We start from the raw sequence: 25,617 nt of genomic DNA on the forward strand, positions 1-25,617 counted from the left end.
CACCGGCGCGGGGGCGGCGGTGGAATGCAGACGGGAGGGCCAGCCTCAGCCATGCAGGCGGCCCTTCAACGTGGGCAACGTGCGGTGGCGTACCGGCTGCGTCAAGCAGGCTTTCCTGTACCTGCACGAGCCGACACCGGGCTTCTTTGGCGCCGAAAAACCAAAGCGAATTACTCGGGATGCCAGTAGGCAAACCGTTGGCCCCTCACTAAGATCCGAGGGGCACAAAGTGGGATCCCGTCCCGCCGCAATGCGCCAGATCACAGGGGTGCCCTCTTTAATCGGTTGGTCCCACCGACCCGCCCCCGTGACGACTCGACGCCTGGTGTGGTTGTCACAGTGTCGTCGAATCATTCACCCCCCGGAAGGAGACTATTGATGTTCCACCGAGCGATTTCCCGTCGCTTGGTGGCCGTCGGGGCCCTCCTGGTGCTCGCCGCTCCCCTGCACGCTGTGCAGGCGCAGACCGGTACGATCACCGGCAAGGTCACTGATGCTGCCACCAAACTCCCCATTGCCGACGTCCGTGTCGTCATTACCGGCACCACGTTCGAAGCCCAGACGGGTCGCGACGGCGAATACCGCCTGATCAACGTGCGTCCCGGCCCCGTGACCGTGTCCGCCTTCCGCATCGGCTACCGGCTGAAGCAGGATACGGTGCGGGTCGCGACGGGAGCGACCGTTACGCTGAACCTCGAGATGACGCAGTCGGTCATCAATCTTTCGGAAGTCGTCGTCACCGGCACGGCCGGCAACCAGGAACGCAAGGCCCAGGCCGCCCTCGTGGCGTCCGTGACGGCCGCCGACGTGATCAAGGACGCGCCGGTGTCCAATATCGCCAGCATGCTGCAGTCGCGCGTGCCGGGCGTGTCCCTGACCTCGCAGTCGGGTACGAAGGGCACCGCCACCGCGATCCGCATCCGCGGCGCGTCATCCATCAACCTGTCCAATCAGCCGCTGGTCTTCGTGGACGGCGTGCGCCTGAACGAAGCCTTCACCGGCTCGGGGCAGAGTGGTCAGCAGTACGACCGCTTCAACGATCTCAACCCCGAAGAGATCGAGAGCATCGAGCTCGTGAAGGGTCCGGCCGCGGCCACGCTCTACGGTGCGGACGCGTCCGCCGGTGTCATCCAGATCATCACGAAGAAGGGACGCGCCGGTTCCAACACGTTCTCGCAGAATATCCGGCTGGAAGGCGGTCAGATGGACCGCGCCAATGGCTGGAGCCCGGATGACAACTGGGCGGTCTGCACCGCGGCGCTCGTCGCATCGACCAGCACCAATCCGCTCTGCCGCGGCAAGCAGGTGGGTGATCTCGTGTCGGACAATCCGCTCATGCGGGTCGGGGCCTTCCAGAAGGGCAGCCAGCGGATTCTGAACTGGAATGCCCGTGGCGGCGGCTCGAACTACGGTTACAGCCTCTCCTATGGGTCGGAAAATTCCGAAGGCATCCTGCCGAACAACGGCTTCAACCGCTACAACGTCCGCACCAACGCCAACTACGTGGCCAACTCGAAGCTCAACTTCGATGTCGGCCTTGGTCTGAGCCAGACGTGGGCCGAACTGCCGACGAACGACAACAATGTCTACGGCTGGCTGGGTGGTGGCTTGCTGGGCAATCCGACCACGCGCAACGACTCCCCGACGGGACAGCTCACGCCGGACGGCTGGTACAGCAATCGTCACTACAACGCCATCAACTCGTACAAGCGCGACATGGTGACGAAGCGCGTCGTGAGTTCGATCACGGGCAACTACTCCCCGGTGGAGTGGTTCACCAACCGATTCACGGTCGGCATGGACTTCGCCGCCGACAACCGTCGTGAGTTCCAGCCCAAGAACGACAGCCTCTGGTACGGCGGTCTGAACGACGGCGGCAACATGGCGCAGAATGCCCGCAACCAGGAGCGCTACACGTTCGACTGGCTCGGCAACATGAAGCGCCAGTGGGGCACCGACTGGGAGACCAACCTGTCCTTCGGCATGCAGGTGATCTCCAGCCGCGATCAGGTGGTGGCAGCCACCGGCATCGGTTTTGTCACCAACGACAACATCTCGATCAACTCGGCGGCCACGACCACGGGCAACAGCACGTTCACGGAACAGCGCCAGTACGGCTATCTGGGCCAGCTCCAGATCGGCCACATGAACAAGCGCTTCCTGCAGCTCGGTGTGCGTGCGGATCGCAACTCGTCATTCGGGTCCTCCGCCCCGACGTTCATTCTGCCCAAGGTGGGCGTTTCGTGGGCGATCGGCGAAGAGGACTTCTTCCAGCCGCTGTCGGGTCTGTTCTCGACGATGCGTCTGCGTGCGTCCTACGGCACCACGGGTCGCTCGCCGAATCCGGGTGACGCCATCGAGACGCTGACGGCGTCCGCCTACAACATCACGGGCGTGACCGGGTCGGGCATCCGTCTCAATCGTCCGGGACAGCCCAACCTCAAGGCCGAACGTGGGACGGAGTTCGAGGCCGGCATCGACGCCGGATTGTTCAACAACCGCGTCTCGACCGAACTGACCTACTACCGCAAGGTCACCAAGGACCTGATCATCGCCCGGCCGATCCCGCCCTCGCTCGGCTACGCGCTCAATCCGCTGGCCAACCTGGGCTCCGTGCTCAACAGCGGCCTCGAACTGGCGCTCAACGTGAACGCGCTCAATCTGCAGAACGCGCGATGGGATCTCCGTCTCGGCGCGAACACCCTGCACAACGAGCTCACCGATCTGGGTGGCGTGCCGGCGTACGCGATCGGCGGTGCCGGCCGCATCATGGAAGGCCAGCAGCTCGGTGTCTTCGTGACCAAGACCGTGCAGAGCATCGACGTGGCCAACAAGCGGGTGACCGTCGCCGATGATTTCGTGCCGGTGGGCAACCTCCTGCCGACGATGGAGTGGAACCTCACCAACACGGTGACGCTGTTCAAGAACCTCCGCCTGTCGGCCATGCTCGACGCCAAGCGCGATTTCATGGTCGAAAACAACACCGCGTTCTTCCGCGAAACGCAGGTGCCGCGCGCGCGCAACCGGATCGACGTCAATGCGCTCTCCGAAACGGAGAAGCTCCGTCGCTTCGGGCCGTTCTTCAACTCGAAGGGCGAGACGGTACCGGTCAACGATGCGAAGGAAGCGTACCTGGAACGCGGCGATTTCGTGCGGTTCCGCGAGCTGTCGGCCACGCTCACGCTGCCGAACAGCCTGCTGAAGGCGGTCGGGAACCGCGTACAGAACGCCTCACTCACCTTCGCGGTGCAGAACCTCAAGCTCTGGACGGACTACACGGGCCCGGATCCGGAAGTCAATTCGCAGACCAACGCCTGGTCGCGACAGGACTTCCTGACGCTGCCGAATCCGCGCACCGCGATCCTGCGCCTCAACGTTTCCTTCTGAGCGATAGCCGACATATGAAAAATCTCCGACGCGCTGCCAAGCGCACGGCCATCGGTTCCGCCCTCTTGCTGGGTGCCGCTGGCTGCTCCGACAAGTTCATCACCGTCACCAATCCGGATGTCATCGACGCCAGCACCGTCGATTTCAATTCCCGGGCGGCGGAACTGGCGGCCACGACACAGCAGAACTACGCGGTGGCGCTGGGCTGGCTCTCGATCTACGGGGGCTGGTTCTCCGAAGAGGCCAACGTCTCCGATACGTTCCCGACCCGCAACGAGTTCGGTCTGCGCAACATCACCGATCAGAACACGTCGCTGAACACCGAGGTGTGGACGCTCATCTCGCGGGTCGTGCAGGCCGGTAAGGCGGTGGCGGACCTCGACCTGCCGAATCCCACCACCAACATCAACCTGGCCCGGGCCTCGACCTTCCGTGCATTCGGCATGCTGCAGATCGCCACGGATTTCTGTCAGGGCAGCTTCTCCTCGAGCGCGCCGCTGACGACCGCGCAGGTGCTCGACTCGGCCATCTTCTGGTTCTCGAAGGGCTACGATGTCGGCAAGGCGAACAACACGGCGGATGGCATCGCCCTGTCGAACGCCGCGCTGGTCGGACGGGCCCGCGCGAAGCTGCAGAAGGGGGACAATGCCGGCGCGGCGGCCGATGCCGCGCTCGTCCCGGCGGATTTCGTGTTCAACATGCGCTACACCGACGATGCCGGTAACCGCGGTCGCCTGTCCAACATCCAGTGGCAGATGAGTTTCGACCGCGGCGCGATCAGTGTCGCGCCCTGGTACCGCCAGGACGATCCGCGCGTGACGTATCGCGTGCCGGGTCAGACCACGGCCAATCCGCAGGATCCCGTTCCGGGCGGGTTCTACCAGCAGACCAAGTTCCCCAGCTATGCCGCACCGGTGCGGCTGGCATCGAAGCTCGAAGCCAACTACATCGCCGCCGAAGCGTCGGGTGATGTGCAGGCGCAGTTGGCGCTCATCGCCGCCCGTCGGTCGGCCAATGGCCGCCCGGCGTACTCCGGCCCGACGGACGCCGCGAGCGTGAAGACGGAGCTGTACAACCAGCGCGCCCTCGAGTTCTACCTCGAAGGACGCCGTGTCGCCGACATGCGTCGGTCGCCCTCGTCGGTGACCACGATCACCCCGGCGGGCCAGCCGTATTTCAAGCCCGGCTACGGGAACGTGGGCACCAACACCTGCTATCCGCTGCCGCGTCCGGAGACGGACAACAATCCCAACTTCCCGAAGTAACGGGGACTGGGATGTGGCAGGAAAAAACGGGCACTGGGTTATCCCAGTGCCCGTTTGTCGTTTGTGACCTCTGCGCGGTGAGCCATTCGCCTCGAAACGGAAGGTTGCAATTGCAGTCCCCGCATGCGATTCCTACGTGAGTGCCGCTCATCACAAGGTCTCTCCGCTGGCGCTCTACGCCAGATTCCGCCGATGCCGCCGAGTGCGCGCGAATCACGGCTGAGCACGCCCGTACCTTCTCGCTGGCCAGCCGCCTGCTCCCCGCCCACAAACGACGGGCCGCCAATGCGCTGTATGCATTCTGCCGGGTGGCCGACGATCTCGTCGATCAGGTGGACGCCGAGCCGTTCCCCGAACGCGCCGCGAAGCTGGAGGCCTACCGCACGCACCTCGCGACCGCCCTGGCCGGTACCGCCGAGGACGCGATCTTCCGCGAAGTGGCATGGGCCGTGAACACGTTCCGGATCCCCTCGGCGCCCCTGTTCGAGCTGCTTGGCGGTGTGCAGCAGGACTTGCGGGTGCCCCACTACGCCGACTGGGCCGCCGTAGCCCGCTACTGCGAGGGGGTCGCCAGCTCCGTGGGCGAGATGTGCGCCTACGTGTTCGGGCTCGGGGTGCGTGAGCCATCGGCGGCGTTCGTGGCGTCAGCGGTTCAACACGCCCGCACCCTGGGCCTGGCCATGCAGCTCACCAACATCCTGCGCGACGTGGGCGAGGATGCGCGCCGCGGGCGCTGTTATCTGCCCGCCGACGAACTCGCGCAGTTCGGTCTGTCCATCGAGGATGTCCTGCAGCGAACGCCGACCCTGCCCGGCCGCGACGGATGGGCGCCCTTCATGCGCTTCCAGATCGCACGGGCGCGTGCCCTGTACGCCGAGGCGACGCCGGGCATCGCGTTGCTGGCGTCGGATGCCCAGGGCTGTGCCCTGGCCTGCGCGGAGGGGTATGCGGGCATCCTGTCGGCCATCGAGGCCCAGCGGTACGACACGGTCTCCAGGCGCGCCCGGGTGAGTACGCCGGCCCGCGCGCGTCTGCTCTGGAAGGCCTGGCGCCATCGGGCCGCGCCGGCCCCCACCATGCCGCTACCGACAGGCCCCGCGCCACTCCGGGAAGCCCGGGCATTGTGACGGAGCAGAAGATTCCGCAGCAGACGCCGCCGACATCCCTGCTGCGTGTGGCCGTGCTGGCGCTCGTGGCGCACGCGGTGTTCAGCGCCTTTTCGGCGTTTGCCTTCGCCACCTTCCTCGTGCCGCCGTATCCGGAGTGGTTGCAGACGCCCACCAACCAGCGCGCGATGGCCATCGGCTACACCTGGGGGGGCCAGACCACCGTGGTGCTCGGCGCCATCGCGGGACTCGCCTTTCTGATGCATGCCATCGGCAAGCGCCTGGCGCTGATCACGTTCGTGGTGGCGTTCGTCCTGGCGCTGTCCTCGGAACTTGCCGGCACGGCCACGGGATTCCCGTTCGGCGCGTACGGCTACACCGATCAACTCGGGTACAAGATCGGCGGACTGGTGCCGTTCAACATTCCCACGTCGTGGTTCTACATGTTGGTCGCGTCACTCGCGATCTGCGGACGGACACTCGCCGCGCGCGATGACAATGCCTCGAAATGGTGGTGGTCGCTCGTGGCGAGTCTCGTGCTCACGGCGTGGGATGTGTCCATGGACCCCGCCATGGTGAAGACGCGCCACTGGCTCTGGCTCGGTGGCGATCTGTCCGATGCGCCTGCGTTGCTGCGTCTGATCGGCACCCCGTTCTTTTTCGGCATGCCGCTCACCAACTGGCTGGGGTGGATTCTCACGGGTGTACTGGTCGCGCGCGCCATGCTGGCCATCGTGCCACCCACCACGTGGGCCCGGCAGGTGGCACCCCATACGCTGCCGCTCGTGCTGTACGCCGTGAACGGACTGTTGCCGCTCACCATCTGCTTCGCGCAGGACATGGTGCTGGCCGGTGTGCTCGGAACGATCGCCATGGGCCTTCCGTTGCTGCTGGCTTTCCGTCGGCGATTGCCGCAACACGCCACGCAACATGCCACGCTCGCACGCTGAGGCATCGTGATGCGCATCGTGGTCGTGGGCAGCGGGTTTGGTGGACTGGCCGCGGCCATCCGCCTGCAGGCGCAGGGTCATCAGGTGACGATCGTGGAGAAGCTCGACCAGCCCGGTGGCCGCGCCTGCGTGTTCACGCAGGACGGATTCACCTTCGACGCCGGTCCGACGATCATCACCGCGCCCTGGGTGCTCGACGAACTGTTCGCGCTCACCGGCCGCACGACCGCCGACTACGTCTCGCTCGTGCGTCTCGATCCGTTCTACAACATCCGCTTCGAAGACGGGTCGGTGTTCCGCTACAACGGCGATCCCGATGCACTGCGGGCCCAGGTGCGCGCGTTCTCTCCGGCGGACGAATCGGGATATCTCCGATTCCGCGAGCAGGCCGGCGCCATCTTCGATGCCGGCATGCCGCTCATCGATCAGCCGTTCGACACGATCGGCTCCATGGTCCGCGCACTGCCCGCCATCGTGCGCACGCGCTCGGACCGTTCGGTGGCGGCCATGGCCAACGCCTGCCTGCGCGACGAACGACTGCGGCAGGTGTTCTCGTTTCATCCGCTGCTGGTGGGCGGCAATCCGTTCCGTGCGTCGTCGATGTATGCGCTCATCCACAAACTCGAGCAGCAGTGGGGGGTGCTCTTCTGCATGGGCGGCACGGGGGCGCTGGTACAGGCGTTGGTGCGGGCCTTCGAAGACCTGGGCGGGACGGTACGCTATCAGCACGAGGTGCAGCAACTGCTGATCGGTGCGAACGGTCGTGCCAGCGGTGTGCAATTCACCGACGGCCGCACGCTCGACGCCGACGCCGTGGTCTTCAATGGCGATGTGGTGCAGGCCTACCGCACGCTGTTCCTGGCATCCACCGGATCGAGCGCATCGGCCGCATCGGCCGCGCGCCTCCGACGCCGGGCCCTTCGGCTGGAGCGCATGCGGCATTCGATGTCGTTGTTCGTGATCTACTTCGGCACCGACCGGCAGTATCCCGATCTCGCGCATCACGAGATCCTCATGGGTCCGCGCTATCGCGAACTCCTGGAGGACATTTTCGAGCGCAAGGTGCTGGCCGACGACTTTTCGCTCTACCTGCATCGCCCCACGGCCACCGATCCCTCGCTCGCGCCTCCGGGGCATGATGCCTGGTATGTGCTGTCTCCCGTGCCGCATCTGGGCAGCCGCACCGACTGGGAGGCTGTGGGACAGCGCTACCGCGATCGCATCATGGACTATCTCGAAGCGCGCTATCTGCCCGGGCTGTCGCATCACATCGTGACGGAGCGGCGTATCGATCCCCGGTATTTCGAGCGGACGCTCAACAGCTACCTCGGCAGCGCCTTCGGTCCGGAACCGGTACTCACGCAGTCCGCCTGGCTGAGGCCGCACAACCGTGACCGGGACATTCCGAATCTCTATTTCTGCGGCGCCGGGACACATCCGGGGGCGGGACTCCCGGGGGTCATTTCGAGCGGGAAGATCGTGGCGGAGATGATTGCGAGGAGTTCCGGGTTTCAGGTTTAGAGTTGGGGGGTGAACAACCGGATCACTGGTACCGGGTCACGGGTCTTGCGACCGGCAACCCACCACCCGGCTGTTCACTTCCAAACCCAGCCCCCGGAACCCAGAGCCGGCGGTCCCCGGTACTGCGCGGCCCCGGCCGCGTCCCACTAGATTCCCCGGGATGAACATTTCCATTACCCCGACCGAAACCGCAGGCGTCTCCCGCCGCCTGCAGATCACGGTGCCGGCCGAAACGGTGGCATCCTACGAAGACCAGGCGGCGCGTAAATACGCGACCCAGGTGCGCATTCCCGGCTTCCGTCCGGGCAAAGCGCCGCCGTCGATGGTCCGCAAGCGTTTCCCGGAAGCGGTGCGTCAGGAAGCCGTCGAACTGGTCATCAATGACGCCTTCCGGGAAGCGATCGACCGTGAAGGATTCAAGCTTGCCGCCCAGCCGCACATCCACGACCTCAAGGCCGAACCCGGTCAGCCGATCGAATTCGAGCTGCACTGCGAAGTGCGCCCCGAGCTCGCGCTCGAGAAGGTCGAGGGGTTCACGATCACGCGCAACGAAGCCGCCGTCACCGACGAGCTGATCGAAGAGCAGATCGAACGCCTGCGTGAACAGAAGGCCGAATGGGCCCCGGTGGAAGAGAAGGCCGCGCCAGGCGACATGGTCACGGTCATCCTCTCCACGGAAGAAACCGACGGCATCCTGCCCGAAGGCAAGGAATACCGCATCGTGCTCGGCGGCGGTCAGGCCATTCCGGGCATCGAAGAGCTGATCATGGAAACCGCGCCGGGTGCGTCGTCCGAGAAGTCGGTGCGCTGGCCGGATGATTTCCCCGACGAATCGCAGCGCGGCGTGAGCAAGCTCGTGCGCGTGGTCGTGAAGGACGTCAAGCGCAAAGCCCTTCCCGCGCTCGACGATGCGTTCGCGCGCGAAGTGGGAGACTTCGACACGCTGCAGGCGCTGCGCGACGCGGTGCGGGTGGACATGAGCGAACATGTGCGTCGCGAAGCCGACGCCGATGTGCGTGGGCAGCTCATCGAGCAGATCGTGACCGCGAACCCGTTCGACGTGCCGCAGGCGTGGGTGCGTCAGCTCGTGGACGGCTACATGCAGATGTACGGCGTGCCCGACACGCAGAAGCAGACGTTCGCGCAGGAGTTCATGCCGATGGCGGAACGTCAGGTGCGTCGTGACGTCATCATCGACACGCTGGCCGAACGCGAGTCACTCGCCGCCAGCGCGGCCGATGTCGACACGAAGGTGGAAGAACTCGCGAAGGCCCGGAACGCCGATCCCGGCCAGGTGTACGCGCAGCTCCAGAAGTCGGGTCGTCTGACCGAGATCGAGCGCGAACTCACCGAAGAGCGCGTGTTCAACTGGCTGCTCGAGAAGAATCCCATCACGGCGGCCTGAGTCGCCGTCCACCGCAACCGTATCGCATCCCGTACCGGAGAGTCGCAATGGCATCGATCTACATGCCGTACATCATCGAGCGCTCGAGTCGTGGTGAGCGGACGTACGACATCTTCTCGCGTCTCCTCATGGACCGCATCGTGTTCCTGGGGTCGCCGATCAACGACGACGTCGCGAACATCATCATCGCCCAGATGCTGTTCCTCGACGCGGACAACCCCGAGAAGCCCATCCATCTGTACATCAACTCGCCGGGCGGCTCCGTCTCGGCGGGCCTGGCGATGTACGACACGATGCAGTTCATCAAGTCGCCGGTGTACACCACCTGCATGGGCATGGCGGCGTCGATGGGCGCGTTCCTGCTCTGCGCGGGCGCGGCGGGCCATCGGGCGGCCCTGCCCCACAGCCGCATCATGATCCACCAGCCCTCGCAGAACGGCGGCGGCGGCTCGGCTTCGGATATCGAAATCCAGGCCCGGGAAATCCTGTACCTGCGCCAGAAGATGAACGAGCTGATGGCCAAGCACACCGGCCGTCAGGTGGAACAGGTCGAGCGCGACACCGACCGTGACCGGTTCATGAGTGCCGAGGACGCCAAGGAGTACGGCCTCATCGACAACGTGATCCAGATGCAGGCGGAGCTGGTGGGCGCGGGGCGGTAGCCCCTCGCGGGAATGGGTTCCGGGTTTGGCGTTGGGGGGGTGAACTGCCGGGTTCCGGGTCGCGTGGCCCGGGACCCACGATCCACCACCCGGTTGTTCACCCCCAACCCCACGACCCGAACCCCAGAACGCCCCTGAGCTGTTCCCCAAACGCCCCCGGCCGTTCGGATTTTCCCCCGACCTGCCGACACTCATCTCGGCAACGTCTTCGCTTGACCCTGTACGCCGACCGGGGTTAACTCTACAGGCATGTGGCACGTGAGCAGTCGCGATCCGTCGCGGCCGCCTGTGCGCCCAATCGGGGAGCCGGCCTCCCCAGCAAGCCCCGTACCGGATCGCAATGTCCCACGACAAGCACCTCCGCTGCTCCTTCTGCGGCAAGTCCAAGGACGCCGTCCGGAAGTTCATTTCGGGCCCGTCGGTCTACATCTGCAACGAGTGCATCGCACTCTGCAATGAGATCCTGGCGGAGGACGAGGAGCGCGAGGTCGCCGAGGCCATCACGCAGGTTCCCACCCCGCGTGAGATCAAGAACATCCTCGACCAGTACGTGATCGGCCAGGATCAGGCCAAGAAGGCCCTGTCCGTGGCCGTCTACAATCACTACAAGCGCATCAACGCGGCCGGCTCCGCCCGCGAGGACGACGCCGAGCTCGACAAGTCGAACATCCTGCTGATTGGCCCCACCGGCGTGGGCAAGACGCTGCTGGCCCAGACGCTGGCCCGCATCCTCGATGTGCCGTTCACCATCGCCGACGCGACCACCCTCACCGAAGCCGGGTACGTGGGCGAGGACGTGGAGAACATCCTCGTCCGTCTGCTGCAGGCGGGTGATTTCAACGTGGCCGAGTGCGAGCGGGGCATCGTCTATATCGATGAGATCGACAAGATCGCGCGCAAGTCGGAAAACCCGAGCATCACGCGCGACGTGTCGGGCGAAGGCGTGCAGCAGGCCCTGCTCAAGATTCTCGAAGGCACGGTGGCCAGCGTCCCGCCGCAGGGTGGCCGCAAGCATCCGCAGCAGGAGTACATCCAGATCAATACGAAGGACATCCTCTTCATCTGCGGAGGTGCCTTCGATGGCCTGGAGAAGATCATCGAGGCGCGCACCGGCCGCCGCCTGATCGGCTTCGGCGACGAGAAGCCCGACACCAAAGTCGTGTCGATCGGCAAGACCACGCCGAAGACCCCGTTTGCCGAAGTCGAGCCGGACGATCTCCTGCGCTTCGGCATCATTCCGGAACTGGTGGGCCGCCTCCCCGTCTGCGTGCCGCTCGAAGCACTCGACGAGGAGGCGCTCGTGTCCATCCTCAAGGAACCGAAGAACGCGCTGACCAAGCAGTACCAGCGTCTCTTCGACCTGGAAGAAGTGAAGATCACCTTCGAGGAGTCCGCACTGCGCGCGGTGGCGGCCAAGGCGCTCAAGCGCGGCACCGGTGCGCGCGGCCTGCGGGCGATTCTCGAAGAAACCCTGCTCGATACCATGTTCGATCTGCCCACGCGAGAGGATGTCGTGGAGGTGCGTGTCACCGAAGCCGCCGTGCAGAACGGCGGTCCACCACTCCTCGAGATCGCGCCCAAGCGGCAGAAGAAGGAAGCCTGACCACACAACGTTCTTCGAGGACCGGCAGCCACAGGTTGCCGGTCCTTCCGCTTCGCGACGTGGTGTTGTTCCCCCACGTCGCCATGCCGCTCCTCATCGGACGGCCCGGTTCACTGGCCGCCGTGGCCAACGCCCTCGAAGGTTCCCGGGAAGTGCTGCTGGTGACGCAGCAGGATCCCGAAGTCCAGCAGCCCGCGGCGTCGGATCTGTACCGGATCGGGGTGCGCGCGCGCATCCAGCAGGCCAGTCGTGGCTCGGGTGGCACGATGAAGATCCTGGTGGATGCCACCGACCGGATGATCGTCCGGCGTTTCGGCGCTCCACCCAAACGTTCGCGGAAACCCGGCGATGACGCGCTGCTCGAAGCGCGCGCCGATCTGCTGCCGTTCGCGCCGTCCAAACGACAGAGTGCAGAGATCACCTCCGCACAGATCCGTCATGCGCTCACCCTGTTCGAGGAATACGCGGGACTGCAGCGACGGCTGTCGCCGGAAATCGTGGGCATGCTGCAGGGACTCGAACAGGAAGAGCGCACCGCGTTCGGTATCGCCGCGCACCTGCAGGTCCCCATCGAACAGCGTCAGCAGCTGCTGGCGGCGCCCTCGCTCGAGGATCTGGCAAAACAGCTCGTGCAACTGCTGGGCAGCGAACTCGAACTGCTCAAACTCGAACGCAGCATCGACGAACAGGTCCGCGGTTCGATCTTTCAGAATCAGCGCGAGTTCTTCCTGCAGGAGCAGTTGCGGGTCATTCATCGCGAGCTCGGCCAGGAAGACGGGGACGAGTTCGAGGAGCTCGCCCGGCAGATTGCCGCGCGCGGACTGCCCGAAGCGGTGGAGACACGCGCGCAGCGTGAACTGAAGCGGATCCGGCGCAGCTCGCCCACCTCACCGGATGCCGCCGTGGCACGTGGCTGGCTGGACTGGGTGCTGGCGCTGCCCTGGAACACCCAGACCGAAGACACGACGGATCTCGCGCAGGCGAAGCAGTATCTCGAGGAAGACCATTTCGGTCTCGACGAAGTGAAGGAGCGGATCCTCGATCACATCGCCGTCCTCGCGCGTGTGGGCACGCAGCAGGGTCCCATCCTCTGTCTCGTGGGTCCGCCAGGCGTGGGCAAGACGTCGCTGGGTCGTTCCATCGCCAGAGCCCTGAGCCGTCGTTTCGTGCGCATGGCGCTGGGCGGCGTGCGTGACGAAGCCGAGATCCGCGGTCATCGGCGCACGTACATTGGTTCGATGCCGGGGCGCATCCTCCAGGCGATGCGTCGCGCGGAATCGAAGAACCCGGTGATCCTGCTCGACGAGATCGACAAGCTGGGCAGCGACTGGCGCGGTGATCCGGCAGCGGCCCTGCTCGAAGTGCTCGATCCCGAACAGAACCGGGCGTTCAACGATCATTACCTCGAAGTCGACTACGATCTCTCGCAGGTGCTGTTCGTGACCACGGCCAATTCGCTGGGGGGCATTCCCGAGGCGTTGCGCGATCGCATGGAGATCATCCGGCTTCCGGGATATCTCGAAGGCGAGAAACTGGCCATCGCGCGACGGTACCTGGTACCGCGTCAACTCGCGGCCAACGGCGTACCCGCAGCGCAGGTCGCGCTGGCCGACGATGTGCTGCCGGCGATCATCCGCGGCTGGACACGGGAAGCGGGCGTGCGTGATCTCGAGCGTCGCATCGCGCGCGTGGCGCGCAAACTCGCGCGACGGGAATGGCCCGAAGAAACCTCGGAGGCCGCTCCCGTCATCGTGACCCGCGATGAACTGCCCGCGTTGCTCGGTCCCATTCAGCACGAGGACGAAGAGTCGGCGCTGAGCGATCAGGTGGGTGTCGCCTCGGGGTTGGCGTATACCAGCACCGGTGGCGAACTGCTGGAGATCGAGGTGAGTGTGGTGCCCGGTCGGGGACGGCTGCAACTCACGGGCACTCTGGGCGACGTGATCAAGGAATCGGCGGCCGCGGCTCTGAGTTACGTGCGCGCCCGCGCCAACGCCCTGGGATTGCCGCCCGACTTTCATCGCTCGCGGGATATCCACGTGCACCTGCCCGCGGGCGCGACGCCCAAGGACGGTCCGTCCGCGGGCATCGCGCTGGCGACCGCGCTGGCCAGTGCGCTCACGGGCATCCCCGTGCGCGGTGATGTGGCGATGACAGGGGAAGTCACGCTGCGCGGCCGTGTGCTGCCCATCGGCGGGGTGCGCGAGAAGGGCGTGGCGGCGCATCGGCATCGCCTCACGCACGTCATCATTCCGCACGGCAACGCCAAGGATCTCGCCGAACTGCCCGCCGACGTGCGCGAAGGACTCACCTGGCACACGGTGAAGACCATGGACGAGGTGTTGGCGCTGGCACTGCGGGATGCACCGACCGGGCTGCCCGAAGAAACCCGTCACGAACCTCCCGTGTTCGTGCAGGCCGAGCAGGGGCAGCCCACATGACCACGCCCGATCCTCTCGTCATCAGGCACCTGGAGTATCTGGGGCCGATGGCCACCCGTGACGGCTGGCGTCCCGAGATCACCCTGCCGGAGATCGCCTTCGTGGGGCGTTCCAACGTGGGCAAGAGTTCTCTGCTCAACACGCTGATGCGACGTAAGGCGTTCGCCCGGGTCAGCACCACGCCAGGGCGCACGCGGGAGATTCACTTCTTCGATGTGAATCGTCAGTTCGTGCTCGCGGACTTGCCGGGTTACGGCTACGCGCGCATCAGCAAGGCACGCAAAGCCGAGTGGCGTCCGCTCATCGAGGGATACCTGTCGGAGAGCCCGACGTTGCGGGGCGTGGTGCAACTGCTCGACGTGCGGCACGATCCGACCGAGGACGATCTGGTCATGATGGATTTCCTGGCCGAGGTCGGGGTACCAACCATCGTGGCCATCACCAAGACGGACAAGCTCAAGCCGCGCGAGGCGGTGGAACGGGTGCAGGCGCTGTGCGCGCGGCTCGGGCTCGATCCGGATCAGGTGGTGTCGTTTTCGGCAAGGACCGGTGCGGGACGCGATGAACTGGCGTCGGCGCTGATGGCGCTGCTTGCCGCGCCCGACTGGCGGTTGGACGACAACGGAGAAGAAACCGAGGGAGCAGGAGACGACGCGTGATGAAGAGGCTGGGGATGTGGCGCTGGTCCGCGTGGATGCCACTGTCGGCCATGCTGCTGGCCTGTGCCGGCGGTTCGCCGGTGCCGGTCGGCGCGCAGATCCCGCCCTCGCTGCCGGCCATCTCCGGAGACACGCTCGATCCCAACTGGATACCGGCGGGCTTCGGCACCCTGCGACAGGACGATATCGCGCTCAAGACCTCGCCGTCGGCGGGGTTGCAGGTGCGCGCCATTCCGCTCGAGGAACGGTTCATCCGGCTGCTCTCCCCCGATTCGTATCGGGCCCTGCGTGAGCTGGTGGCGGGCAACGAGCGGAAGCTGCAGGCCATCCGCGAACGCAACCGGCTGCCGAACTATTCGATCTGGTACGTGAGCTTCTTCGCGCTCGAACAGGGCGAGACGCGGTTCTCTCCGCAGGAGTTCATCATCACCAACACCGGCCGCGATTTCCGCCCGCTCGACATGGTTCCGCTGACGCCGGGCTTCGGCGAATACCGGCTGCGTCAACGCGAAGTGCAGTCGGCCCTGCTGGTGTTCGACGGTCAGCTCGACATCAATCAGCCGGTCACGGCGCAGATGGAAAGTGTGCAGAGCATCACCGACTGGAGTCAGGTGCTGCAACGGGTGGAGCGGGAACGGGCGCTGGTGCGCTCGCGCGCGGGGGCGGTGAAGCGGTGAGCAACACATCCTCCACCGCGCCCGCATCCCCGCTCCGCAGCAACCACATCGCGTGCCGCACGGCCTCGTGTTCGCGCGGCCAGGCGAGAATCTGCTGCGCGTCTTCGGCGGTCAGCCAGCGTGCCGCGTCGTGTTCCTCGCTGAGACGCACCGCGATATCCTGCCGATCGAGGACGGCCGCATAGACCACGGCCAGTTGCACGGTATCCGTCACCGAGAGATAGAACGGATTGACCGACAGGCTGTAGAGGCGGTCCACGGTGAATCCGGTCTCCTCGAAGACTTCCCGGCGTGCGGCTTCCGCGGGACGTTCACCGGCTTCGATGCGCCCATGCACGATTTCCCAGGCCCCTGTGCAGCGCGTGTGAGCCGCCCGTCGCAGCGCCAGGACGCGCCAGCGGGCGGGAAAGGTGCTTGCCAGCGGGCCGTCTGCCGTGCCGTCTTCAGAGGGCGCGAGGATCAGGACGTCCACGATCCGTGCGGCGATGCGCGTGGTCTCCGCCGCCCCCGCCATCGCTCCGTCCGCCGTTCCAGGTGATGTCGATTCCATACGCATACGATACGGGCCGGTCGCGTCCCCTGCGATGGGCCCGCACGATCCGCATGGTCCACATGCTCCATCGGAGATTTTGCACCGGAGCTTCCGCACCATCGCTTGCCTCATGGCAAGCGGTCCGGCGAACTTTCCCCCGATGACTACGCTCGCTGAATTCCGGGCCCGCGCCGAAAGCTGCCGATCGACCGGCGGCCTCGTACCTGTCTGGCGCGATTGCCTGCTCGATCTCTGCACCCCCGTTTCCGCGTTCGCCAAACTCCGTCGCGGGCCGTTCGCGTTTTTTCTCGAATCGGCCGTGACGCGGGGCGAAGCCTGGTCCCGCTACACGTACATGGGGACGGAACCGCGCGGCGCCTGGCGACTGCGCGATGGGGTGGTGGAAGACTGGACACCGGAAGCCGGCTGGCATGGCGCACGCACGCCGGCCGATCCGATCGCCGATCTTCGTGACATCGTGCGTGACATGAACCCCGTGGACGCGCCGGAGCTCGGCGTGCTCTGGAGCGGCGCGTTCGGATTTTTCGCCTACGATGTGGTGCGTCACATCGAGCGGCTGCCCAATCCGCCCCGTCGGGCGCTCGACTATCCCGATGCGTGTTTCGTGTTCACCGACGCGCTCGTGGTCATCGACAACTGGCGCGGTCAGGCGCGGGCGATCGTCTCCGTGCCGGTCGCAGCCAATGCCACCGACGCCGCGCTCGACGCGCAGTATGCCGCCGCCGTGGCCACACTCGACGAAACGATCGCGCGGTTGCAGGGGCCGGAAACCCTGCCGCCGCTCACGCTCGACGAGCAGGCGGCGCCGGCCACGGCGACGTCGATGTATCCCCGGGCGGACTTTCTGCGCGATGTGGAGCGTATCAAGGAATACATCCTCGCCGGTGACGTCTTCCAGGCGCTGCTCGCGCGTCGCATGGAAGTGCCGCTCGATTTCGACACCACCACGCTGTACCGCGCCCTGCGCGCGCTCAATCCGTCGCCGTACATGTATCACCTGTACCTCGACGGTCTGGAGCTCGTGGGCAGTTCGCCGGAGATGCTGGTGCGGGTGGCGGACGGTCGTCTGACGGTGCGTCCCATTGCCGGCACGCGCCCGCGTGGCCACACACCGGAAGAAGACGACGCACTCGCCGCCGAGCTGCTGGCCGACGAGAAGGAACGCGCCGAACATGTGATGCTCGTGGACCTCGGCCGCAACGATGTCGGACGGCTCGCGAAGTACGGCACCGTGGAAGTCACCGATCTCATGATCATCGAGCGCTACTCGCACGTGTTTCATATCGTGAGTCAGGTGGAAGGAGAACTCGCGGACGGTTCGAGTGCGCTCGATGCCTTCCGGGCCGTCTTCCCCGCCGGCACGATGACCGGCGCGCCCAAGGTGCGGGCCATGGAGATCATCGACGAACTCGAACCGGAACGGCGCGGCGCGTATGCCGGCGCCCTGGGTGTGATCGGCGCGGGTGATACACGCATGGATCTCGCCATCACCATCCGCACCTGTGTCATCGCGGATGGGGTGGCGTCGGTGCAGGCCGGCGCCGGCATCGTGTACGACTCGGTCCCCGAACGGGAATGGGAAGAGACCGAGAACAAGGCGCGCGCGATGCTCACGGCCATCGGCCGCGCCCGCAGCTGATCGTTCGGCCGGACATCATCCCGTGACACTCGTCCTGACTTCGGCATCAGGTGACCGCCGCTTCTCCCTCGTGGGACGCGCGGCGCTGGTGCTGGGACGCGATCCGGTGAGCGATCTGCCGGTGCTCGACCCCGCCGTTTCGCGCCGTCATGCGGAGCTCTCGCTGAGCGAGCAGGATGGCTCGGTGGAGATCGTGGATCTGGGTTCGCGCAACGGCACGTGGATCAATGGCACGCGGGTCACACGTGGCGTGGCGCGCGCCGGTGACACGGTGGCCTTCGGCACGGTCACCTTCACCGTGCGTGAGGTGGAATCGGCGGCGATGCGTCCGACCCCATCGTATGCCGGCGCCAGCGCCGGTTCGACGATGCTGCGCGAACGTCTCGTGCCCTCGCCCGATCAGGCGCTGGCCGATATCGCGGTCAATCATGAACGCGCCACGGTGCGTCTCACGCAGCTCGTGCGGATCGCGCAGCGTCTCGGAGCGTTCGGCGATCTCGAAGAGCTGCTCGATGCGATCGCCGCCGATCTGTTCGCCACCTTCGATGCCGACCGGGTGGCCGTGCTGCTCACCGAACCCGACGGCACACTGGGCACCCGGGTGTCCCGCGACCGTCTGGGCGCCATTCCCCGTCCGGTGCCCCGCGCCATCGCGCATGGCGTGGCCGAACGCCAGGTGGCGCTGCTCACCAACGATGCGGCAACCGACACCCGCACGGCCGGCGAATCGGTGGTGCAGCAGGCCGTGAAGTCGGCCATGGCGGCGCCATTGCTGGGTGACGGACAGGAACAGGGACGCGCCACGCTGGGCGTGCTGTACGTGGATCATCTGCGCGCCCATCAGGCATTCCAGGACGACGATCTGGCGCTGCTCGTGGCGTTTGCCGGCATCGCCTCGGCCGCAGTGGAACGCGAACTCGCGGCGGCGCAGCTGCAGCACGCAGAACGGGTCCGCGAGAACTTCGAACGCTACTTCACGCCGCAACTGGCCGAACGCATCGCCGGCAGCACGACCCAGGTGTCATTGGGTGGCGTCCGTCAGCCGGTGGTGGTGCTGTTCAGCGACATCCGCCATTTCACGGCCATCGCCGAATCGCTGCCGCCCACCGCCATGGCGCAGCAACTGAACGAATACTTCGGCGCCATGGTGGACTGTGTGTTCCGGCATGAGGGCGCACTCGACAAGTTCATCGGCGATGCCATCATGGCCTACTGGGGCGCACCGGAGGCACGTGACGACGACCCCGAACGGGCCGTCGCCGCGGCGATCGACATGTTACAGGCGCTGGACACCCTCAATGCACGCTGGCGCCGGGAAGGACGACCGCAGCTCGACGTGGGCATCGGCATTCACACCGGCGATGCGTTCGTGGGCAACATCGGATCACCACGACGACTGGAGTTCACGCTGATCGGTGACACGGTGAATCTCGCCAGCCGGCTCTGTTCGCTCGCCCGGAGCGGAGAGATTCTCGTGAGCGAAGCCATGGCCGACCGCCTCGCCGTCAGCCGACCCTGTCTCCCGCGTCCCGAGCTGCACGTGTTCCGTCACACCAGTGAAGACAGCCCGGTGTGGCAGGTGACGCCGCCTGCACCTGCGGCGACACCAGCGGCAGCACCAGCAGCACCGTCGACGACACCGTGAGCGGCATGTGACCACTCTCGCCGCCGCGACCCTCGCGGCTCCCGCTGTCCTCCCCCCCGCCGTGACACTCGATCGTGCCGACGTGACGGCGGTGGCACTCGTGCGCGAGGATCTCGTGAGCCTCGTGAGCCGCTACGGGTCATTGTACGACTGGGCATCGGCACAACCACAGGCCCAGGCCCTGCGTGGCCGGGCGCCGGTGTACGTGGCCACGCTGCCGCTGTCGGGAGTTCACGTGGTGGTGCGCCACGCCTGGCATGGCGGTCTGTTCGCACCCATCACCGGGGATCGCTTCCGTCGTCCCTCGCGCGCGCCGGTGGAGATGGCCCATTCCGCGGCACTGCGCAACGCGGGCATCCCCACCACCCAGGTACTCGGCTTCGTGCGGTATCATGCCGGTCCCGGACTCGTGCGGGTGGATGTGGTCACGCACTACGTGCCCGATACCGCCGACCTGGGCATGGTGTTGGCCGGACTCGCACCCGCCATGGAATGTGAGCAGGCCCTGCGTGCCACGCGGCAGTTGCTGCTGACCCTCGCGCGACATGGGGTCGTGCACCCCGATCTCAATGTGAAGAACATCCTGCTCCGCCGCACGGGCGGTGGCGCAACGGGCGATGGCGCACTCGAAGCCCTCATGATCGATGTCGATGTGGTGCAGTGGAATCCATCACGCACGCCGCAGGAAACGATGGAACGCAATGTGGGACGTCTGACCCGTTCGATGATGAAGTGGCGACGTCATTTCGGATGCGATTTTGCCGACCCGCGCATTGCCGGATTCGCCGATGCCGCGCGTGCGGATCTCGTCGACGGGCATCTGGCATGACCATCCCGTCCCTTCCGGCTCCGACCCGTACGATCACCACACCCCCGCTGCCTCCGGTGCGGCTCGATCGCATCGGCATCGTCATGATGAGTGCGGTGGGTGATGCCGTGCACGTCATGCCGGTCATCCACGCGCTGAAAGCCCACGCGCCCACATCGCATGTCACGTGGGTGCTGCAACCCGGGCCGGCCACGCTGGTGCGCGGGCATCCGCTGGTGGACGATATCGTGCTGTTCGATCGCAGCCGCGGTTGGCGCGCGTTCCTCGATGTACGCCGGCAGCTCGCCGACCGGCAATTCGATGTGGTGCTCGGCCTGCAGGTGTACTTCAAGGCCGGCCTCATCACGGGGTTCACGCAGGCACCGGTGAAACTCGGCTTCGATCGCGCCCGCGCGCGCGATGCGAACTGGCTCTTCACCACGCATCGCATTCCGCCGCACGCGGGACAACACGTGCAGGATCAGTACTTCGAATTCCTCGATGCGCTCGGGGTGCCTCACGGCGTGCCACAGTGGACGCTGGGCCCCTGGAACGACGAAGAGCGGGACTGGCAGCGTCAGTTCCTGGCCCGGTTCGATCGTCCCATTGCTCCGATCGTCGTGGCCACCAGCAAGCCAGCCAAGGACTGGATGCCGGAGCGCTGGGCAGCGGTGTGTCAGGTGCTCTGGAACGACTTCGGATTGCAGCCGGTGCTGGTGGGCGGCAATTCGGAACGGGAGCGGGCCGCGGAGGAGATCATTCTGCGCACGGCCCCGATGGCGCATTCGGCACTGGGCAGCGGACTGCGCAAGCTCTCGGCCATCCTCGATGGAGCGGCGGTGGCGCTTTCACCGGACACGGGCCCGTTACATCTGGCCATCGCGCTCCGCACGCCGGTCATCTCGCTGCTGGGATACACCAACCCCAAACGCGTGGGACCGTACGATTTTGCGCACGATCTCATGATCGACGCCTATGGCGATCCCGGCGAAGACTATCCCGTGGACATGACGTACCGGGAAGGTCGTCTGGCGCGTATCACCGTGGACGACGTCGTGCACAAGCTGCACCACTGGCGCGCCCACTATGCCGATGCGCGCCTCGAGGCCCTGCGTTTCAAACGCTGACCGGACCGAAGTCGTAGTGAAAGCCGAGTGAGCGGATGAGTGTCACCATGCGTCCCAGCGGCAGCCCCATGACGGCGAAGTAGTCACCGTCGATGCGTTCCACGATGGTCGCGCCGTACCCCTGGATGCCGTACGCCCCGGCTTTGTCCATCGGTTCGCCGGTGTCGACATAGGCTTCGATCCGCGCCCGATCGAGCGCACGGAACCGGACCTGCACCGCTTCCACGCCCGACACGGTGCGGCCACCGTGCGCGACGGCGACGGCGGTGAAGACCGTGTGTTCGCGGCCGGCAAGACGTTGCAGCATCCCGATGGCGTCGTCACGATCGCGGGGTTTGCCCAGGATATCGCCATCCACCACCACGATGGTGTCGGATCCGATCACGAGGGCGTCGGCGTTGGCGCCGGCCAGAGTGTGCGCCTTGCTGCGTGCGAGCCGCTCACAGTGCGGCACCGGCTGTTCTCCCTCCCACACCGTCTCGTCGACATCCGCCGGACGGACCTCGTGCGGGATGCCGATGAGCGTCAGCAGTTCGCGGCGACGCGGGGATTGGGAGGCAAGAATGACACGCACGGAAGCGCCGGCCTGCGGCGTGGAGGAATCGGACAAAGGAATCATGCCGATAAGTTTATGGCGTGCCTCGCATCGGGTGCAGCCGGCTTTGGCGCGTCCCGATCGTGCGGCACTCACACGGTGCCCCCGCTGTTTCTGATCACCGTCACCACTCCGCCCGGCCTGCCATGTCCGACGACCGTTCCGATCCGCACTTCGAGACACTCGCGATCCGCACGCAGGCTCCGGTCACCGCGGAGCGCGAGCATTCGGTGCCATTGTATCTCACGTCGAGCTTCCGCTTCGACGACGCCGAGCATGCCCGCGCATTGTTCGCGGAGGAAGTGAGCGGCAACGTGTACAGCCGGTATGCGAACCCCAATACCGACGAATTCGTCCGGAAGTTGTGTCTGCTGGAAGGGGGCGAGGACGGGATCGCCACGGCGTCGGGCATGTCGGCGGTCTTCACCGCCCTGGCCGCGCGGGTATCGGCGGGTGACCACATCGTGGCGTCCCGTGCGCTGTTCGGATCCACCCACCAGATCCTGACCCGCCTCCTGCCAAGGTGGGGCGTGACCAGCGACTACGCCGATGTGGCGGATCCCGCCTCGTGGGAGCGCCTCATCCGTCCGAACACGCGGCTGCTCTTCGTGGAGACTCCCAGCAATCCCGGGCTCGAACTGATCGATCTGGCGTGGCTCGGTGCCCTGGCGCAGTCGCGCGGCATTCCACTCGTCGTCGACAATTGTTTTGCCACGCCCTATCTCCAGCAGCCGCTCCGGCTCGGCGCCAGCGTGGTGGTGCACTCGGCCACCAAGTACATCGACGGCCAGGGACGAGTGCTGGGTGGCGCCATCGTGGGAGACCGCGCGTATCTGGCCGACTGCCGGTTCTTTGCCCGTCACACCGGACCGGCCATGAGCGCCTTCAACGCCTGGCTGCTCTCCAAGTCGCTGGAGACGCTGGCCGTGCGCATGGACCGGCACTGCGCGAGCGCACTCCGGATCGCGACCCACTTCGACGGGCACCCGGCGGTGGAGTCGGTGCGGTATCCCTTTCTGCCGTCACATCCGCAGTATGCCCTGGCCCGCCGGCAGATGACTCAGGGCGGAGGGATCGTGGTGCTGGTGCTGCGTGGCGGCCTCGACGCCGGCCGCCGGTTTCTCGACCGCGTGCGCCTCGTGTCCCACTCCGCGAATCTGGGCGACACCCGCACCATCGTGACCCATCCGGCCTCGACCACCCACAGCAAGCTGACACCCGCCGAACGGGCAGCCGTGGCCATCGCCGATGGGCTCATCCGGGTGAGCGTCGGCCTGGAGCACGCCGACGACATCATCACCGATCTGGAACAGGCTCTTGCTCTGTGATGGCCGGCACTGATCCACGTCTCTGGCGCAGCTCCCCGCGGTCACTATATGGAAAGGGCTTCGGCAGCGGCTCCCGTCCGTTCAGCGGGTTGTGTGACCTGTGCGTAGTCAGGGGCGGTCCGCTTCACGTTCGAGCAGGATTGTGACGGGACCGTCGTTAATCAATTCGACGTCCATCATGGCGCCGAATTCTCCGGTCTCCACCTCCATCCCCCTCTGTCGCAAACCCTCGACGAATCGGTTATATAACAGTTCGGCAGGCTGGGGTTTGGCTGCATCGACGAAGCTGGGACGTCTTCCCTTGCGTACGTCGCCGTAGAGCGTGAACTGCGAGACGACCAGCAGTGCACCGCCATGTTCCCGGATGTCGCGATTCATCCGTTGCTCATCGTCGGGAAACAGACGGAGACCGATCACTTTCTCGGTCATCCATTCGAGTTCTGCGTCGGTGTCGTCGTGGGTGAAGCCGACCAACAACACATATCCGGCACGAATTCGGCCAGAGACCCGGCTAGGGCCTTCGGGCGATTCCGCGCGAATGCGGACTTCAGCAGACTTAACGCGTTGGAGTAGTATTCGCATAGCAACAGAGTCTGGCTTCGGTCACGTGAACGCGAAAGACCGGAGACATTGCAATCAACGACCGCCCGTGCAACCACGTCTTGCTCTCCACTTCGATCTGACCCCGCGTCTCGCGGCCACAGATGCTGATGCTGCATTCCTCGCCGCGTGCGTTGCGTGGCTGGGACTGGATCAGGGTCAGCCACTGTCCTGGGATTCGCCTTCGAATCACACTCTCGACGGTGGCCGGATCCTTCGCTGGGCGCCCTTCCGGAAAGAGGGTGCGTCGCTGGCTGACATCGTGGTCCACGCGCCCGACCCGCTCGATCGGTCGCTGCAGTGGTCCACACATGTCACCTATGTGACATCGACCAATCCGGCCGGTGTGATCCATCGCCAGGTGACGATTCGTGTCGGCACCGAGGGGGGAGCTCCCAATGGCGCGCCGCCGCCGGTCCGTCCGCCGCGGTTGCTCTCCGAGCTCGACGCCACGTTCACGCTCGTGTCGAACGACGGTCCGTTGCAGCGGACGCCGACGCAGCTCGAAGCCGGCACCCTCGATGCCTTCGTGCGCTTCGTGTTGTGCGATCCGGCGCGCACCATGCCCGTCCTGCTGCTGACCGAGCTGCCCGACGGGGGATATGTGCTGCCGCCCGAGCAGTTCGCGGCCGAGATGTTCGGACTCGGACTCTGCTTCCAGCTCCGTCACGCTGATACGTTCGCCCTCTCCGATGCGGTGGGTGGTCATGCCCGCAGCGTCTTCCTGGGTTCGGCCCGCGCCTACCTGCCGGGCTTCACGCTCGAGTCCGATCCATTCCAGCATCCGCTGGTCCTGGCTCGCGCGCTCGCACTGCCCGGTGAGCGTCGCCGCCTCGTGCAGCGTCTGGCCGAAGTATCGGTGCAGCGTCCCTTCTCCGATCCGGCCGTTGCCGACACACTGCGGGATCTGCGCAGCGCGTCCTACAGCCAGCGTCCCGATGCGTCGGAAGCGCTCGCCGCCGCGGAATCGGGGGTGGAGATGGACAAGACCCAGCTCATCGGGATCGTCCGTCAGCTCGAAGAAGCCGTTCGCGCCGCCGAAGGCGAACTGGCCCGCACCCGTGAACGCCTCAACGAGTCGCGTCAGCAGCTCGAGAGCGAACGTTCGTCGGCCCGGGGGCTCCGCACCACGCTGGCCGCCCTCAAGGAGCGTCAGCCGCTCTCCAAGCCGGCCAGCGATGCTCCGCAGTCGGTGCTCGAAGCGGTGGAACGCGCCCAGGCGCTCTATTCCGATGCGCTCCGCATTCTCCCCTCGGCTTTCCAGTCGTCGCGGGAATCGGAGTTCCCCGATCCCGATACGGCCTGGTCGTATCTCAAGGCGCTCGGCGAAGTCGGCCGTCGCCGTCAGGATCGGGCGCTGAGCCGCCCGTTGGGTGAAGTCTTCGCCGACCTGGGCGTCGACTACTCACCCGGACCGAGCGATCCGGCCCGCAAGACGCCGTACGTGTTCCGCGACGGAGATCGCGAGGTCGAGTGTGCCGATCAGCTGCGCAAGGGCAGCAACCCGGTCACCTGCCTGCGCATCTACTTTGCCAGCACCGAAGACGGCGGGTTCGTCATCGGCCACGTCGGTCGTCAGATCGACGTCATCGCCCGCGCGGTGACCGAAGAGTAAGCGACCTCCGGCAGCGAAAAACGGGGCGGTG

Annotated in this window: 20 protein-coding genes; 17 read left to right on the forward strand and 3 right to left on the reverse strand. The window is 65.9% G+C overall.

The window, feature by feature from the left end; all coding sequences use genetic code 11:
• The first annotated feature begins 378 nt into the window (after positions 1 to 378).
• From WG208_RS16610 to WG208_RS16660, 11 genes are all read left to right on the forward strand, one after another.
• On the forward strand, positions 379 to 3,387 hold the full coding sequence (locus tag WG208_RS16610; protein WP_337172498.1) for a SusC/RagA family TonB-linked outer membrane protein: 3,009 nt from the start codon (positions 379 to 381) through the stop codon (positions 3,385 to 3,387).
• A gap of 14 nt (positions 3,388 to 3,401) precedes the next feature.
• Entirely contained in the window at positions 3,402 to 4,652 is a 1,251-nt protein-coding gene (locus WG208_RS16615; protein WP_337172499.1) for a hypothetical protein, read from the forward strand.
• A 140-nt stretch (positions 4,653 to 4,792) separates the two neighbouring features.
• Positions 4,793 to 5,779 carry a phytoene/squalene synthase family protein gene (locus tag WG208_RS16620; protein ID WP_337172500.1) on the forward strand — a complete coding sequence of 329 codons (987 nt, stop codon included), beginning with the start codon at positions 4,793 to 4,795 and terminating at the stop codon, positions 5,777 to 5,779.
• Positions 5,776 to 6,708 carry a carotenoid biosynthesis protein gene (locus WG208_RS16625; RefSeq protein ID WP_337172501.1) on the forward strand — a complete coding sequence of 311 codons (933 nt, stop codon included), beginning with the start codon at positions 5,776 to 5,778 and terminating at the stop codon, positions 6,706 to 6,708. Before WG208_RS16620 ends, WG208_RS16625 begins: the two co-directional genes overlap by 4 nt.
• Positions 6,709 to 6,717: 9 nt before the next feature.
• Entirely contained in the window at positions 6,718 to 8,229 is a 1,512-nt protein-coding gene (locus WG208_RS16630) for a phytoene desaturase (protein ID WP_337172502.1), read from the forward strand.
• Between the two features lie 160 nt (positions 8,230 to 8,389).
• Positions 8,390 to 9,634, forward strand: a complete 1,245-nt coding sequence (gene tig / locus WG208_RS16635) for a trigger factor (protein WP_337172503.1) — start codon at positions 8,390 to 8,392, stop codon at positions 9,632 to 9,634.
• A gap of 47 nt (positions 9,635 to 9,681) precedes the next feature.
• Positions 9,682 to 10,296, forward strand: a complete 615-nt coding sequence (locus WG208_RS16640) for an ATP-dependent Clp protease proteolytic subunit (RefSeq protein ID WP_337172504.1) — start codon at positions 9,682 to 9,684, stop codon at positions 10,294 to 10,296.
• 340 nt (positions 10,297 to 10,636) lie between these two features.
• Positions 10,637 to 11,899 (forward strand): ATP-dependent Clp protease ATP-binding subunit ClpX, encoded by a 1,263-nt coding sequence (clpX, locus tag WG208_RS16645; protein WP_337172505.1) that lies wholly within the window; start codon positions 10,637 to 10,639, stop codon positions 11,897 to 11,899.
• An 83-nt stretch (positions 11,900 to 11,982) separates the two neighbouring features.
• Complete coding sequence (lon, locus tag WG208_RS16650) at positions 11,983 to 14,340, forward strand: endopeptidase La (protein ID WP_345787008.1); 2,358 nt, start codon at positions 11,983 to 11,985, stop codon at positions 14,338 to 14,340.
• Positions 14,337 to 14,999 (forward strand): ribosome biogenesis GTP-binding protein YihA/YsxC, encoded by a 663-nt coding sequence (gene yihA, locus WG208_RS16655; protein ID WP_337172507.1) that lies wholly within the window; start codon positions 14,337 to 14,339, stop codon positions 14,997 to 14,999. Before lon ends, yihA begins: the two co-directional genes overlap by 4 nt.
• Positions 14,996 to 15,676 carry a hypothetical protein gene (locus WG208_RS16660; protein WP_337172508.1) on the forward strand — a complete coding sequence of 227 codons (681 nt, stop codon included), beginning with the start codon at positions 14,996 to 14,998 and terminating at the stop codon, positions 15,674 to 15,676. Before yihA ends, WG208_RS16660 begins: the two co-directional genes overlap by 4 nt.
• On the opposite strand, the gene WG208_RS16665 is transcribed toward WG208_RS16660, so the two are convergent.
• The gene (locus tag WG208_RS16665; protein WP_337172509.1) at positions 15,594 to 16,226 is read right to left on the reverse strand and encodes an NUDIX domain-containing protein; all 633 of its coding nucleotides are present in this window, start codon (positions 16,224 to 16,226) and stop codon (positions 15,594 to 15,596) included. The two genes, WG208_RS16660 and WG208_RS16665, sit on opposite strands and share 83 nt — an antisense overlap.
• A 142-nt stretch (positions 16,227 to 16,368) precedes the next feature.
• Here WG208_RS16665 and WG208_RS16670 point away from each other — a divergent pair, with 142 nt between their 5' ends.
• The 4 genes from WG208_RS16670 to WG208_RS16685 are packed head-to-tail and all read left to right on the forward strand — an operon-like array spanning position 16,369 to position 21,448.
• Positions 16,369 to 17,868 (forward strand): chorismate-binding protein, encoded by a 1,500-nt coding sequence (locus WG208_RS16670; protein WP_337172510.1) that lies wholly within the window; start codon positions 16,369 to 16,371, stop codon positions 17,866 to 17,868.
• A 22-nt stretch (positions 17,869 to 17,890) separates the two neighbouring features.
• The gene (locus WG208_RS16675) at positions 17,891 to 19,513 is read left to right on the forward strand and encodes an adenylate/guanylate cyclase domain-containing protein (protein WP_337172511.1); all 1,623 of its coding nucleotides are present in this window, start codon (positions 17,891 to 17,893) and stop codon (positions 19,511 to 19,513) included.
• A gap of 7 nt (positions 19,514 to 19,520) precedes the next feature.
• Positions 19,521 to 20,342 (forward strand): lipopolysaccharide kinase InaA family protein, encoded by an 822-nt coding sequence (locus WG208_RS16680; protein WP_337172512.1) that lies wholly within the window; start codon positions 19,521 to 19,523, stop codon positions 20,340 to 20,342.
• On the forward strand, positions 20,339 to 21,448 hold the full coding sequence (locus tag WG208_RS16685; RefSeq protein ID WP_337172513.1) for a glycosyltransferase family 9 protein: 1,110 nt from the start codon (positions 20,339 to 20,341) through the stop codon (positions 21,446 to 21,448). Before WG208_RS16680 ends, WG208_RS16685 begins: the two co-directional genes overlap by 4 nt.
• On the opposite strand, the gene WG208_RS16690 is transcribed toward WG208_RS16685, so the two are convergent.
• On the reverse strand, positions 21,438 to 22,067 hold the full coding sequence (locus WG208_RS16690) for a Maf family protein (protein ID WP_337172514.1): 630 nt from the start codon (positions 22,065 to 22,067) through the stop codon (positions 21,438 to 21,440). The genes WG208_RS16685 and WG208_RS16690 overlap by 11 nt on opposite strands.
• Positions 22,068 to 22,189: 122 nt before the next feature.
• Between WG208_RS16690 and WG208_RS16695 the strand changes: the two genes are divergently transcribed.
• Positions 22,190 to 23,371 (forward strand): PLP-dependent transferase, encoded by a 1,182-nt coding sequence (locus WG208_RS16695; RefSeq protein ID WP_337172515.1) that lies wholly within the window; start codon positions 22,190 to 22,192, stop codon positions 23,369 to 23,371.
• 108 nt (positions 23,372 to 23,479) lie between these two features.
• On the opposite strand, the gene dtd is transcribed toward WG208_RS16695, so the two are convergent.
• Complete coding sequence (gene dtd / locus WG208_RS16700; RefSeq protein WP_337172516.1) at positions 23,480 to 23,953, reverse strand: D-aminoacyl-tRNA deacylase; 474 nt, start codon at positions 23,951 to 23,953, stop codon at positions 23,480 to 23,482.
• Positions 23,954 to 24,233: 280 nt separating this feature from the next.
• On the opposite strand from dtd, the gene WG208_RS16705 reads away from it, so the two are divergent.
• Positions 24,234 to 25,586 carry a hypothetical protein gene (locus WG208_RS16705; RefSeq protein ID WP_337172517.1) on the forward strand — a complete coding sequence of 451 codons (1,353 nt, stop codon included), beginning with the start codon at positions 24,234 to 24,236 and terminating at the stop codon, positions 25,584 to 25,586.
• Positions 25,587 to 25,617: the final 31 nt, after the last annotated feature.

The sequence above is a fragment of the Gemmatimonas aurantiaca genome (genome assembly GCF_037190085.1).
GTDB classification, from domain to species: Bacteria; Gemmatimonadota; Gemmatimonadetes; order Gemmatimonadales; family Gemmatimonadaceae; genus Gemmatimonas; species Gemmatimonas aurantiaca_A.

What these genes read in the sequence shown, in the direction of transcription:
- WG208_RS16610 (WP_337172498.1), top strand. Translation starts at nt 379, where the DNA reads ATGTTCCACCGAGCGATTTCCCGTCGCTTGGTGGCCGTCGGGGCCCTC.
- WG208_RS16615 (WP_337172499.1), top strand. Translation starts at nt 3,402, where the DNA reads ATGAAAAATCTCCGACGCGCTGCCAAGCGCACGGCCATCGGTTCCGCC.
- WG208_RS16630 (WP_337172502.1), top strand. Translation starts at nt 6,718, where the DNA reads ATGCGCATCGTGGTCGTGGGCAGCGGGTTTGGTGGACTGGCCGCGGCC.
- tig (WP_337172503.1), top strand. Translation starts at nt 8,390, where the DNA reads ATGAACATTTCCATTACCCCGACCGAAACCGCAGGCGTCTCCCGCCGC.
- WG208_RS16640 (WP_337172504.1), top strand. Translation starts at nt 9,682, where the DNA reads ATGGCATCGATCTACATGCCGTACATCATCGAGCGCTCGAGTCGTGGT.
- clpX (WP_337172505.1), top strand. Translation starts at nt 10,637, where the DNA reads ATGTCCCACGACAAGCACCTCCGCTGCTCCTTCTGCGGCAAGTCCAAG.
- lon (WP_345787008.1), top strand. Translation starts at nt 11,983, where the DNA reads ATGCCGCTCCTCATCGGACGGCCCGGTTCACTGGCCGCCGTGGCCAAC.
- yihA (WP_337172507.1), top strand. Translation starts at nt 14,337, where the DNA reads ATGACCACGCCCGATCCTCTCGTCATCAGGCACCTGGAGTATCTGGGG.
- WG208_RS16665 (WP_337172509.1), bottom strand. Translation starts at nt 16,226, where the DNA reads ATGGAATCGACATCACCTGGAACGGCGGACGGAGCGATGGCGGGGGCG.
- WG208_RS16670 (WP_337172510.1), top strand. Translation starts at nt 16,369, where the DNA reads ATGACTACGCTCGCTGAATTCCGGGCCCGCGCCGAAAGCTGCCGATCG.
- WG208_RS16685 (WP_337172513.1), top strand. Translation starts at nt 20,339, where the DNA reads ATGACCATCCCGTCCCTTCCGGCTCCGACCCGTACGATCACCACACCC.
- WG208_RS16690 (WP_337172514.1), bottom strand. Translation starts at nt 22,067, where the DNA reads ATGATTCCTTTGTCCGATTCCTCCACGCCGCAGGCCGGCGCTTCCGTG.
- WG208_RS16695 (WP_337172515.1), top strand. Translation starts at nt 22,190, where the DNA reads ATGTCCGACGACCGTTCCGATCCGCACTTCGAGACACTCGCGATCCGC.
- dtd (WP_337172516.1), bottom strand. Translation starts at nt 23,953, where the DNA reads ATGCGAATACTACTCCAACGCGTTAAGTCTGCTGAAGTCCGCATTCGC.